Source organism: Mycobacterium uberis (genome assembly GCF_003408705.1).
Lineage (GTDB): Bacteria > Actinomycetota > Actinomycetes > Mycobacteriales > Mycobacteriaceae > Mycobacterium > Mycobacterium uberis.
Window position 1 is genome coordinate 157,753 of the sequence record NZ_QAYL01000001.1, and the last position, 13,211, is coordinate 170,963.

Sequence of the window (13,211 nt, forward strand, 5' to 3'; positions counted from 1 at the left end):
CCCTTGTGATACGCATCACGACGTGGGTCAGCTTATTGCTTGGTCACCATGGCGTTAACCACATCCCTAACTAGCACAGGAGACGGTCGTCGGGCATAGTGGTCTACCGGCGCGAACCGACCCCGTACGGAGCGCGGTCTCTAGCATCCGTGTGCGACCGCGTGGGCCGGCCAGCAGCTCCCCAATGCACTACCGGGTGACATCCCGCCGATGGTCATGTGGTTTCTGGGTCGTTTAGACGAACGGCACCCGACACCGACACAGCCGGACCCACCGCCGCTGCCACCAACGCCGGCAGCGATATCCTTGACTGGGCGTTTGGAGTGCGACTATGGCGCTTGTCACTGCGGGGGTACTGTGGGTAGCGCGGCGCAGGCGGTGACAAGCCTGATAACCAATACACCCGAGCATTTAGCTGGCATAATGGGACTCGAAAGCATTTCTGCAACCTTGATATGTGATGAGAAAGCTGTAGAGGAGCGGCCGCATGCCAGACCCGCACAATCCACCCAACAGCGAATCTGACGGAGCGTTGATACCGCCGGTGAAGAACGCACCCGCCCAGACCGCTAAAGCGTCTCCCCAAAAGGCACCCGTCAAAAAAGCCCCATCTAAAAACCCTTGTCCTACGCCACCGCAAACGGCTGGCCAGCCATTTGGTCTGCAGCAGCGGATCGAAACCAACGGCCAGCTTGATGCTGTTAAAAATACTGCGGCACAAGCGAAGTCAGCAGTAGAGGATGCCGGCAACCCGGTTACCGGCGGTGCTGAGGCGTCAGAAACGAAGAATTCGCCGGCGGTCCTAGTGATCGCTCTGGCGCTCGGTCTGTTAGCCCTGCTACTAATCCGCCAACTGCGACGTCGCTGACCGTTACCGCAGACCAGCATCCCAGTGACCGTGTCATTTCGGCCAACCGTCGACAGCATCGGGACCAACGTGCGCAGTTGCGATCTTCAGTTCCGCCAGTTCGGCGGCCACTCGGAGTTTGCCGGCCCAATCAGTACCGTCTGTTGTTTCCAAGACAATGCACTATTCAAATCAGTACTCTCCCAACCGGGTGTAGGGTGACGTGTTAGTGATCGACACGGCGCCGGTTCCCTGCACACCGCCTTGGTCGGTGACGTGATCGCCGAATTGACTCGCTATAACGACTGGGCTGGCCTGGTCATCAATGGTGCGGTACTAGACGTGGCCGCGCTGTGCAGCATAAATATCGACATCAAAGCGCTAAACGCCAACCCTCGCAAGAGCACCAAGACTGGCGCCGGAGAACGCAACGTCAAGGTCAACCTCGGCGGTGTAACATTTGTACCGGGAGAAGTAGCCTAAAACGACGACGGTATTGTCGTCATTTAGCTGAAGTGAACTACTCCAGCTCTGCTACCACGGTTAGATGGTGGCGATCCGCTTCGTCCGGCTCCGCCGCACTTGCGGTCGCCACTAAACCGTATAAGAAGCAGGTTTTTTAGCAAACCGGAGACCCTCGTCGGCGATCTTCCCAAACCGGATCAGTCGGATGTCACACAGATAGTTCTGGTGTAACCGCCACGGCGTGCGGGAACCCTGCTTGGGCAACATATCAAGTGAGCGCAGCACGTAGCCAGGGGTGAAATCCATGAACGGCCGCTCTGCGACGCCGGCACCCGGATGCTCGACTACCACAGTGTCAAAACCGTTGGTGTCCATATAATTTAGAAGCCGACAGACGAATTCCGACACCAAATCGGATTTCAGAGTCCACGACGCATTGGTATATCCCACCGTATAAACGGTATTGGGCAAGCCGGACAACATCATACCCTTGTAGGCCATAGTCTTGGCGAGATTCACCAGCTGTCCGTCAACGGTTACGGTCATGCCACCAAACAGCTGCAGGTTCAATCCGGTTGCGGTGATAATGATGTCGGCCGGCAACTCGTTTCCCGACTTGAGCCGGATGCCGGTCGGAGTAAACCGGTCAATGGCATCAGTGACTACATCGATCTTCCCCTCGCGAATAGCTCGGAACAAGTCACCGTTAGGGACCAGACACAGCCGCTGCTCCCACGGGTTGTAGTGCGGACCGAAGTGCTTCTGCACGTCATAGCCTTCGGGAAGCTGATGCTCCACATAGCCCAGAAGGATGTTTCGCATCCGCTTCGGCCATTTCTGACATGCCCCGTACAGCGCCAATTGCCGCAGGATGTTCTTCCAGCGCACAGCACTGTACGCGTACTTATCGGGTAGCCATCGGTTGAGTCTAGCAGCAATCTTGTCTTTAGTCGGCTGGGAGATGATGTAGGTAGGTGAGCGTTGCAGCATCTTGACATGCTTGGCGCCCGAATCCGCAAGAGCTGGAACCAACGTGACTGCGGTGGCGCCGCTGCCAATCACAACGATGTTCTTGCCGGTATAGTCGAGATCCTCCGGCCAATGCTGCGGATGGATGATCAGGCCGGTGAAGTCCTCCAAGCCAAGGAAGGTCGGAGTATAACCCTGCTCATAATTGTAGTAGCCGCTGCACAAAAACAGAAAAGAGCAGGAAAACGTACATGGCGTACCATTATTTTCAACCTGTACTGTCCAGCGATTCTCTATGCTTGACCAATCAACATTGATGACATTATGGTTGAGCCGAGTATGTTTGTCGATGCCGTGCATGGCCGCGGTGCTTTTGACATATTCGAGGATGGGCTTACCATCGACAATCGCTTGACACTCGGTCCATGGACGAAAGCGGAACCCCAGCGTGTACATATCAGAGTCGGAACGAATGCCAGGGTACCGAAACAAGTCCCAGGTGCCACCTATGGCGTTGCGCTTTTCCAGGATTGCATAGCTCTTGGTCGGACAACGATCCTGCAGGTGCCAGGCCGCACTCACACCGGAGATACCGGCGCCCACGACAACGACATCCAGGTGCTCGGTCTCAGTCATGGCAGCTATACTATCAACACTTCGTCGAAGTAGTCAACATTATGTCGAAATTTTCGACATAATGTAGACTGTCTGCCGTGACCACTTCCACTGCCAACCAGATTTCGCAAAGCCGAGGCCGACGCAGCACCCGCACGTCCGGTGACGACCGTGAACTAGCTATCCTGGCCACCGCTGAGCGACTTCTCGAGGACCGTCCACTGACCGACATTTCGGTCGATGACTTGGCCAAAGGCGCCGGGATCTCGAGGCCTACGTTCTATTTCTATTTCGCTTCCAAGGAAACTGTACTATTAACATTGCTAGACCGCGTGTTCAACGAGGCGGACGCTGCCCTAAAAACCCTCATCGAGAATCCAGATGCCGAACGTGATGATAAGTGGCGCACCGGAATCAACGTGTTCTTTGAAACCTTCGGATCCCACAAGGCAGTGACCCGCGCGGGCCAAGTAGCCAGAGACAATGCCGAAGTCCGGGAATTATGGTCGACCTTCATACAAAAGTGGACAGCTTACACCGCCGCCGTGATCGAGGCTGAACGTGAACGCGGCGCGGCACCAAAAACCTTGCCCGCCAAGGAATTAGCCACTGCGCTCAACCTAATGAACGAACGGGCACTTTTCGCCTCATTCACCGCCGAACAGCCTTACGTACCGGAGTCCCGAGTGCTCGACACCTTGATACACATCTGGGTCAACAGTATCTACGGCGAAGCCCGCTAGCTATCTAGCCGTCACACTCTCCTGCTGCCATTCGGGGGAATCGGCAGCCGTCTGGCCTCAGATTATTTTGACACGGTCGTGGACCAGGCACATCATCACTATGGCAAGTCAGCGATCACACGCAAGATGTTGGTCGACCGTGGTCTCAATTTCGAACTACTGCACCTAGTAAGACATAACCACTCGACAGGCCGAATGTGGACAATCATATCCGCGGGAACACCCGTGTCCACCACGCGCTGGGCGCCATAATCAAGAAAAGCCGGCTGGCCGAGAACGTGCGCATCCGTATTGATGCCGAACACACAGCCGATGTCTAGCGCCAACTTCAGCAGCCGGGTGAGCAGGTTGCGATGCTCGGGACAGGAATTGATTTCCACCACGGTGCCATGGTCGCGGCATACGGTGAATACCACCTGAACGTCGAACGTGATCGTTGCAGACGACACGCACCATGCAGCTGGTCATTCGAGGCCGAATCCATGACAGTTTCGAATACACGCTGACCGCGTTCGCTCAGATCACCACCCAGCTGCGCCTGGGGTACACTGGTTACTGGAATTCATTACCGCCATCCCACCTTACTGGCCAATACAGCTCCTACGCTTGACATCATCCTCAACGGACGGCTCGAGCTAGTAACTGGTGCGGGCTGGAACGAACAGGAGTGCAACGTATAAGACATCGAGTTGGACACGATCAAGGAACGCTTTGCCCAGCTCGAGGAAACTTGCCAAACATTGACCAACCTGCCGAGGCTAAGAAGCAATCAACTTCAACGGCAACCCTACTAACTTACCGCGGCCCGCAACAACCCCAAACGCCCGCATACACCAGTCTGCATCGGCAGCAGCGGAGTAGAAACGCACCTTACCTTGTGCAAATTACAGCGCGCTATGGCCCAGCACTGGAATTTTGTCAGCGGCCTACTCCGAGATGTTCGCGCACGAGCTAGAAGTACTGGCCACCTACTGTGCAGGCATTGGGTGTGACTCGCAAGAGGTCACATTGTCAGCCCACCTTCGACTGGAACCAGAATGCAACGAAGGACAGTTCGTCCAACGCGGGCAGCCAAAGATCTGGACGAACTGAACACCGTATACATCGCTCTGCCGCACGACCTCGCCATCTTGGAACCACGGACGGAGACGATCCGAGGATTCGATGCTATGGCAACCCAAGTCATAGTCGCCTAAAGCTATGCGATCCGCAATAGTATCGCTCAGATAACAGATTAATACAAATAAGGAAACATTTTGTACACGTACGAGCGTAGTACGCAGGCGATCATACGCCGAGTAGCTGTAGCTCTTCAGCGGTTACCAAACGCTCGTGTTTGGCGGGAAACTCGCGGCTTTTCACTGGATGACGAAGCCATGACCAGGCGATTCGCCCTATCCGTGACTGAGGTACTGGCTTGATATACACAGTGGTCACCTCTGCGATCGGCCCGTCCAGACGGACTCCACCGCAACCTATTGTATGACGAAGCCCACAACAGATAATTAAACACCTTTTATCTGACAAACGACGGAAGACTCGCCAAGAATTATACGCCTGTTTTTAGTGTGATTGATGTTACTATTGAAGCGGTGTAGTCGTTGGCTTGACCGGTGCTGGCAACACGGTTGACCCCATCAAGTACCGATCAACGCCCGCCGCTGCAGCCCGACCTTCGGCTATAGCCCAAACGATCAACGATTGGCCACGCCCCATGTCGCCTGCAACGAAAACACCGGGAACCGATGTATCGAAGTCTGCGCCGCGAGCGACGTTGCCGCGGTCGGTGAACTTCACCCCAAGGTCGGTGAGCAGGCCCGGCTTTTCCGGGCCAACGAATCCCATCGCCAACAACACTAAATCGGTATCAAGCTCGAAATCAGAGTTCTCAACCTTAACGAATTTACCGTCTTGCATCGCCACTTGATGAGCTTTAAGCGCACACACCCGACCGTCCTTGCCAACGAACTTTTCGGTGTTAACCGAAAATACTCGCTCGCCACCTTCTTCGTGCGCCGCTGACACTCGATACATCAGTGGGTAGGTTGGCCACGGTGTGGATACGGCGCGGGTGTCTGGTGGACGCGGCATGATCTCAAACTGGTGCACATTAATCGCACCTTGCCGGTGCACCGTGCCCAGGCAGTCCGCCCCGGTATCGCCTCCACCGATGATAACCACCTTTTTGCCTTTGGCGGTGATGGGCGGCTGTCCATCGTCCCCCAAGATGTCGTCTCCCTCCTGCGCCCGGTTGGCCCACGGCAGGAACTCCATCGCCTGGTGAACGCCATCTAGCTCCCGGCCGGGAACGGGCAGCTCTCTCCAAACGGTCGCGCCGCCGGCCAGGACGATCGCGTCGAAATCGACACGCAATTGCTCGACGGTAATACTGATTCCGACGTTGACGTTAGGCCAAAATTTAGTGCCCTCAGCTCGCATCTGATCTAGCCGTCGCTCTAGGTTGCGCTTTTCCATTTTGAATTCCGGGATACCATACCGAAGCAGCCCACCGATGCGGTCGTCGCGCTCGAAGACAGTCACGCTGTGACCTGCACGGGTCAATTGCTGAGCAGCGGCCAGGCCCGCCGGACCGGAACCCACTACAGCAACGGTCTTTCCGGTCAGCTGTTGCGGTGACAGTGGTCGCACCCAACCTTCCTCAAAGGCCTTGTCGATGATCTCCAGCTCTATCTGCTTGATCGTTACCGGATCCTGATTGATGCCGAGTACACACGCCGACTCGCACGGCGCCGGACATAGCCGACCAGTGAAGTCTGGAAAGTTGTTTGTGGCATGCAGCCGTTCGATCGCAGCGCGCTGAAGCCCTCGACGCACCAAATCATTCCATTCCGGTATCAAGTTTCCTAGCGGACATCCATTGTGACAGAATGGAATACCGCAATCCATGCACCGAGTCGCCTGATGCCGCAAGGCCTCTTTATCGAATTCTTCGTAGATTTCCTTCCAGTCGCGCAGCCGCAATGAAACAGGCCTTCGCTTTGGTAATTCTCGCCGTGTGTATTTCAAAAAGCCAATCGGATCAGCCATGTGCAGCCGCCATGATCGCCTTGTCGATATCCACACCGTCGCGTTCGGCTAATGCGATCGCCTGCAGCACCCGCTTGTAGTCCTTCGGCATTACCTTGACGAAGTGTCGTTGCTGCTCGGACCAGTCGGTCAGGATCCGCTGGCCAACAGCGGAATCGGTAACGTCGACGTGTGCCTGGATTGTGCCGCGGAGCCAGTCCGCGTCATCGGAGTCAAGAGTCTCGAGTTCAACCATTTCGCAGTTCAGGTTGACCGGAAGTTCGCCGTCGGGGTCATAGACATAAGCAGCACCTCCGGACATTCCGGCCGCAAAATTACGGCCGGTGCGGCCAAGGATGACCACCTTGCCGCCGGTCATGTATTCGCAACCGTGATCACCAACGCCCTCGACCACCGCGTAGGCACCAGAATTGCGAACCGCGAACCGTTCGCCGACCACTCCGCGTAAGTAAATCTCCCCGCTGGTAGCGCCAAACAGAATCACGTTGCCGCCGATGATATTGTCTTCAGCAACGTAGTTCTTCGGCGCATTCTTAGACGGCCGCAACACAATTCGTCCACCGGACAAACCCTTGCCGACATAATCGTTGGCATCGCCATAGACACGCAGCGTAATCCCTTTGGGAACAAAGGCGCCAAAGCTATTACCCGCGGATCCCTCGAATGTGATGTCGATGGTTCCATCTGGAAGACCTTGAACACCATAGGCTTTCGTCAGCTCATGGCCGAGCATGGTACCCACCGTCCGGTTGACGTTGCCGATGGTCGTGGAGAACCTAACCGGCTTACCGGAAGCGAACACTTCCCTGCTCATCATGATTAACTGCTGATCGAGCGCCTTGTCCAGACCATGATCTTGGCGCGAGCTGCAGTACAGATCCTGGTTCATAAACGCCGACTCCGGTTCGTGCAACACCGGTGTCAGATCAAGCCGGTGCGCTTTCCAGTGCGCCCGCGCCAACGTCATGTCCAGTACACCCACCTGGCCGACTGCCTCATTGAACGTACGGAAGCCCAGCTGCGCCATGTATTCCCTGACTTCTTCGGCAATAAACATAAAGAAATTCTCAATGAACTCGGGTTTGCCGGTGAACCGCTCGCGCAGCACCGGATTCTGGGTAGCCACACCAACCGGGCAAGTGTCCAGGTGACATACCCGCATCATGACGCAGCCGGCAACTACCAGTGGTGCCGTAGCGAAGCCAAATTCTTCGGCGCCGAGTAGTGCAGCGACCATTACGTCGCGACCGGTCTTGAGTTGACCGTCTACTTGAACTATAATTCGGTCCCGTAATCCGTTGAGCAGTAATGTCTGTTGAGTCTCGGCTAATCCCAGCTCCCATGGCGCACCCGCATGCTTCATCGATGTCAGCGGGGTTGCACCGGTACCACCGTCGTACCCCGAGATGAGGACCACGTCGGCGTGCGCCTTGGATACCCCTGCAGCCACCGTACCCACCCCGTTCTCAGAAACAAGCTTAACATGCACCCTTGCCGACGGATTCGCGTTTTTCAGATCGTATATCAACTGTGCTAGGTCTTCGATGGAGTAAATATCGTGGTGCGGTGGGGGTGATATCAGACCGACACCCGGGATAGAGTGCCGGACCCTAGCAATCCACGGGTACACTTTATACCCCGGAAGTTGGCCACCTTCACCAGGTTTCGCACCCTGCGCCATCTTGATCTGGATGTCAGTGCAGTTCGTCAAATAGTGCGAAGTTACACCGAACCGTGCCGAGGCAACCTGTTTGATAGCGCTACGTCGCCAATCGCCATTGTGGTCGTGCTCAAATCGGTTTACATCCTCACCGCCTTCACCGCAGTTTGATCTGCCACCCAGCCGATTCATCGCAATGGCAAGAATCTCGTGCACTTCGGTGGAGATTGAACCGTAGCTCATTGCCCCCGTCGAAAAGCGCTTGACGATTTCACTGGCGGGCTCGACCTCATCTAGCGGAACTGGTGAGCGTACACCCGTGCGAAACTTAAGTAGTCCACGCAGAGAAGCCATTCGCTTACTCTGGTCATCAACGATACGAGTGTACTCCTTGAAGATCTTGTACTGCCCGCTACGTGTGGCGTGCTGCAGCTTAAAGACAGTCTCTGGGTTGAACAGGTGGTATTCGCCTTCCTGGCGCCACTGATATTCCCCACCAACTTCGAGTTCACGATGCGCACGTTCATCTGGCCGGTCCAAGTAGGCCAGCCGATGGCGGATTGCGACGTCAGCAACGATGTCGTCGAGGACGATTCCGCTGATTGGGCAGCTCAGCCCACTGAAGTATTCATCCAGCACATCCTGACAAATGCCGACTGCCTGAAACAGTTGCGCACCAGTGTAGGAAGCCAATGTCGCAATGCCCATCTTGGACATCACTTTCAGCACGCCTTTGCTAGCAGCCTTGACGTAATTGCTCAACGCTGTCTTACGGTCTATCCCATCGATGACACCCCTGTCGAGCATGTCCTCGATCGATTCGAACACCAGATAGGGATTGACCGCCGCTGCACCAAAACCGATCAAGGCGGCCATGTGGTGGACCTCGCGGGCGTCACCGGATTCCACCACTAAACCCACATGGGTACGGGTGCGGTCACGCACCAAATGGTGGTGCACCCCTGCAACGGCGAGCAGCGACGGTATCGGCACCATCTCTTCGCTGGAATCGCGGTCAGACAAGATTATCATCCGGACACCGTCAGCGACGGCCGCAGAAGCCTGCGCGCGTATTTCCTCTAGGGCTGCAGCCAGCCCGGCACCGTCCTCAGCAACCGGGTACAGACAGCGAATCACCTTGGACCGCATGCCGTGCGGATACCCGTTGACTTTGTCGTTAGGGTCGAGGTGAATCAGCTTAGCCAACTCACAGTTTCGCAGAATCGGCTGCTGTAACACGATCTGATGGCATGAGTACTCGTTCGGAGAAAGCAGGTCACGCTCTCCTCCTGTGGTGACCTGCAGGCTGGTAACCACCTCCTCGCGGATGGCGTCCAATGGCGGGTTGGTCACCTGAGCGAACAGCTGGTGAAAGTAATCATAAAGTACCCGCGGACGCTGCGACAGCACCGCAACCGGGGTATCCGTGCCCATAGATCCGATCGGCTCGGCGCCGGTACGGGCCATCGGAGCCACCAGCAAGTTGAGTTCTTCATAGGTATAACCAAAAACCAATTGCCGTATGATAAGTCGATCATGAGGCATTCGCATGTATTTGCCCACCGGCAACTTCTCGATCGGGACCAACCACTTGTCGAGCCACTCCTGGTACGGGTGCTCGGCCGCCAGCTCTGCCTTGATCTCTTCGTCAGAGACGATGCGTCCCTGCGTGATGTCCACCAGGAACATTCGGCCCGGCTGCAGCCGCATCCGACGGACCACCTTCGACGGGTTAAGATCCAACACGCCGGCCTCGGAAGCCATCACTACCAAACCGTCGTCGGTGATCCAGATCCGCGACGGGCGCAAGCCATTGCGGTCAAGCACAGCGCCCACCACAACACCGTCGGTGAATGCCATCGACGCCGGACCATCCCACGGCTCCATCAAAGAGGCATGATACTGGTAGAATGCCCGGCGCGCGGGATCCATCGACTCGTGGCATTCCCAGGCTTCGGGGATCATCATCAGCACCGCGTGGGCCAGGCTACGCCCGCCCAGGTGCAGCAGTTCAAGTGCCTCGTCAAAGCGCGCGGTGTCGGAAGCACCTGGTGTGCAGATCGGGAACAGCTTCCCCAGGTCAGCTCTCGACCCGAAGATGTCGGTCTTCATCAACGCTTCACGCGCCCGCATCCAGTTCTCGTTACCAGTGACGGTGTTGATTTCGCCATTGTGGGCGACGCGACGGAAAGGATGCGCGAGCGGCCAAGACGGGAAGGTGTTGGTGGAAAACCGGGAATGCACGATGCCCAGTGCGCTAACCAACCGCTCATCTTGCAGATCTAAATAGAACGCCTGGAGCTGCGGGGCGGTAAGCATGCCCTTATAGACGAACGTCTGGCTCGACAGGCTGGGAAAGTAAACGGTTTCGTGGCCCGGCCCGTCCTGGCCAGGGCCTTTAGTGCCGAGTTCGTGCTCGGCACGTTTGCGGATCACGTAGGCGCGGCGTTCTAGCGTCAGGCCAGTGGCCCCCGCCATGAACACTTGCCGGAAGGTGGGCATTGCATCGCGAGATAACGCACCTAGCGACGAATCGTCGGTGGGTACGTTTCGCCAACCCAGGACATACAGCCCCTCAGCCTCGGCGATCTTCTCCACCGCGGCACAGGCCGCCGCGGCGTCTTTGGATGACTGTGGCAAAAACGCGATGCCAGTGGCGTAGCTGCCCGCGGCAGGCAGATCAAAATCCACGACTGCTCGCAAGAACGCGTCCGGGACCTGAATCAGGATGCCTGCGCCGTCACCACTGCGCGGCTCGGCGCTCTGCGCACCACGATGTTCAAGGTTGAGCAGCGCAGTGATCGCCTTGTCCACAATGTCACGGGTGCGCCGACCATGCAGGTCGACGACCATGGCTACTCCGCACGAATCGTGCTCAAATGCAGGATTATACAGCCCAACGTGCTTGGCTGTCATTCCCACCTAACCCTTCACTATAAAACATCCTGTGCGGACCCTCATCAGCGAACCCAGCGGAGCCCCACCCGGCAATTGCGGGCTCGACTCCTTCCGTCTTGTCGATAAGCTGCCCGTCAGGCGGAGAAAATCCGATTGACGATACGTCCATAACAACACTGAACGGTGGCCCTGCGACCGATCTAGACAAATCGTAAAACGATATGACAAAACCCGCCTGACATGCCAACTTCCCTAATACTAACCTGCCTACGGACAACAGCGTAAATTCGTTGCGACTGCCGATCAACACTATTACGACACGCTGTACAGCAGGACTCGGCGAAGAAGTTACCGGCGACACTCCGATGTGCCGCCACCGAGTTTGCGCAATGCTAAAAATATTAAAGTCTATAAAGCTTGCTAAGATAACTTTAGTGACGCACCGTTGCTGAGCAAACCAGTCGGTGATCACTACTGGAGAGACATTAATAGTTGCACGGCAAGCGTTGGTGGTTGATCTGTGGGTTCATCGATCAGGAGCGGCCCGCAGCTGGTGCACGGCACAGGGTCGACAGCTTAGCACCCGAGGAGTTCGGTGGGCATGAGGTCCACGCTTTCCATCTCTAACTAAGTAGGAACTGAATCCGTGGCCCTGCGATCGAGGCCATCATCCACGCCAACGATCCGGTAACGGTGCACTCCAGCGTCGTCCGCACATCGATCCCGGCGTCGTCGATCCGAGGCATTACCTGAAACAAAAGGCCGGGTTTCGCAGCTATCCAAGTGCACACTCGCAGCGGCTCAAGTTCGGTGACCATCCACACCATCGATCCTTCGGCTGAGTCACGCGGGATCGGCTGCCCATGGTCAATGGACCTTCTTCCAAGCATTTTATCGCGCGCGTTGACTCCGTCCAGGCCGACCAACCTGCCACGTCAACCAGCAACTGTCATAACCGAGCAGGGGGAGCGTGCATGATTTCTTGTAGCACATAGCGCACCCGTCATCTCCGTTCACCGCACCACCTGTTCGCACTAACCAGGTTGGGCGAGCCCACCACGAGTGTCCGGTACCGCCACGACCTGTGCTGCCGGGTCAACAGTCGCCTCGATCTTGCAGATGCGGTGTTCGCGGATGGTCAGCACAACGACAGCGAACAGCCGCTAGCGGCAAAAGCCAGCATCATCGGCTGCCCGATCGGATTGTTAACCAGTATCACTGCTGACCCCCGATAGCGCAGCAGATTAGTAGCCACGGCATACGGCCCGTAGTTGACATGTGGAGGCAGTAAAGGATCCGCGAGAACTGTGCCCGCTCCAGCTAGACCGTCGAATCTAAGACCACAATATCACCGTTGGAGCATGCGGTGAGGAACTTCTTGGTGACGAGCTGATACTCGGCGGAGACCACCTAGCTCAGCTTCAGTTGCACCGCAGTGAACCTTGGTCCGCTCCCGTCGGGGCCAGTTAGCGACAGGTTCCAAATGCAGCACGAAAGCCATCTGTTCAGCGGGACTGAGCCTGCGTAGGATTTTTATAGGGTGCTGTGCGGATCTCGTCGTCGAGGGTGACTTGATCAGCTGGGTCCAGTGGTCACGAGTCGTCAAGCACGGCCTACTGGCCGAAACCTCTTTGGCGTTCATAGCGAGATCGCGCCGAACGCACCTAATCCGGACGCAGTCGGCTCGTAACCACTATTAGCCAACCGCGGATATCGTCTAGAACTCATTCGAGTCGGCCCATTCTAACCGTAGACAGGTCGCTTGCGCAATTGCTTCCGCGTCGTCCACATCACCGAACAGTTGGTAGCCAAGAGTGACTAGATACGGGTGATGACAACACTAAGCATCACCGATCTGGTCACTAATTTTCTGCAATTGGTCCACGGATCATGGATGCCCTGATGCTGAGAAAAGTTACCTTTGCCAACTGTAACTTTCCCAATCTTTTGGCCTGTGTTAAGTACT

General features: G+C 56.4%; 7 protein-coding genes and 2 pseudogenes. 4 read left to right on the forward strand and 5 right to left on the reverse strand.

The window, feature by feature from the left end; all coding sequences use genetic code 11:
• Positions 1-487 precede the first annotated feature (487 nt).
• Together MUBE_RS00675 and rraA are read left to right on the forward strand one after the other, a co-directional pair.
• Positions 488-868 (forward strand): Rv3852 family protein, encoded by a 381-nt coding sequence (locus MUBE_RS00675; RefSeq protein WP_116539075.1) that lies wholly within the window; start codon positions 488-490, stop codon positions 866-868.
• 24 nt (positions 869-892) lie between these two features.
• Positions 893-1,330, forward strand: a pseudogene (gene rraA, locus MUBE_RS20685) (ribonuclease E activity regulator RraA).
• A gap of 111 nt (positions 1,331-1,441) precedes the next feature.
• Here the strand turns inward: rraA and MUBE_RS00685 are convergent.
• A complete protein-coding gene (locus MUBE_RS00685; RefSeq protein WP_116539076.1) occupies positions 1,442-2,917 on the reverse strand; it encodes a flavin-containing monooxygenase in 1,476 nt (491 codons plus the stop codon).
• 77 nt (positions 2,918-2,994) lie between these two features.
• Here MUBE_RS00685 and MUBE_RS00690 point away from each other — a divergent pair, with 77 nt between their 5' ends.
• Complete coding sequence (locus MUBE_RS00690; protein WP_116539077.1) at positions 2,995-3,639, forward strand: TetR/AcrR family transcriptional regulator; 645 nt, start codon at positions 2,995-2,997, stop codon at positions 3,637-3,639.
• Between the two features lie 98 nt (positions 3,640-3,737).
• Here the strand turns inward: MUBE_RS00690 and MUBE_RS00695 are convergent.
• Positions 3,738-4,067 (reverse strand): annotated as a pseudogene (locus MUBE_RS00695) (hypothetical protein); the annotation flags it as partial.
• 120 nt (positions 4,068-4,187) lie between these two features.
• Here MUBE_RS00695 and MUBE_RS19615 point away from each other — a divergent pair.
• On the forward strand, positions 4,188-4,319 hold the full coding sequence (locus MUBE_RS19615) for an LLM class flavin-dependent oxidoreductase (RefSeq protein ID WP_116539290.1): 132 nt from the start codon (positions 4,188-4,190) through the stop codon (positions 4,317-4,319).
• A gap of 901 nt (positions 4,320-5,220) precedes the next feature.
• Here the strand turns inward: MUBE_RS19615 and MUBE_RS00705 are convergent.
• The 3 genes from MUBE_RS00705 to MUBE_RS00720 all read right to left on the reverse strand — a co-directional run bounded on the left by MUBE_RS00705 (position 5,221) and on the right by MUBE_RS00720 (position 12,072).
• Positions 5,221-6,687 (reverse strand): glutamate synthase subunit beta, encoded by a 1,467-nt coding sequence (locus MUBE_RS00705; protein WP_116539079.1) that lies wholly within the window; start codon positions 6,685-6,687, stop codon positions 5,221-5,223.
• A complete protein-coding gene (gene gltB / locus MUBE_RS00710; protein ID WP_116539080.1) occupies positions 6,680-11,263 on the reverse strand; it encodes a glutamate synthase large subunit in 4,584 nt (1,527 codons plus the stop codon). Before gltB ends, MUBE_RS00705 begins: the two co-directional genes overlap by 8 nt.
• A 605-nt stretch (positions 11,264-11,868) precedes the next feature.
• Positions 11,869-12,072, reverse strand: a complete 204-nt coding sequence (locus MUBE_RS00720; RefSeq protein WP_133297008.1) for a hypothetical protein — start codon at positions 12,070-12,072, stop codon at positions 11,869-11,871.
• Between the last annotated feature and the right edge of the window lie 1,139 nt (positions 12,073-13,211).

Bases quoted from the DNA above. Each gene is read 5' to 3' on its own strand.
- MUBE_RS00705 (WP_116539079.1), bottom strand. From the start codon at position 6,687: ATGGCTGATCCGATTGGCTTTTTGAAATACACACGGCGAGAATTACCA.
- MUBE_RS00720 (WP_133297008.1), bottom strand. From the start codon at position 12,072: ATGGTGTGGATGGTCACCGAACTTGAGCCGCTGCGAGTGTGCACTTGG.
- gltB (WP_116539080.1), bottom strand. From the start codon at position 11,263: ATGACAGCCAAGCACGTTGGGCTGTATAATCCTGCATTTGAGCACGAT.
- MUBE_RS00685 (WP_116539076.1), bottom strand. From the start codon at position 2,917: ATGACTGAGACCGAGCACCTGGATGTCGTTGTCGTGGGCGCCGGTATC.
- MUBE_RS00675 (WP_116539075.1), top strand. From the start codon at position 488: ATGCCAGACCCGCACAATCCACCCAACAGCGAATCTGACGGAGCGTTG.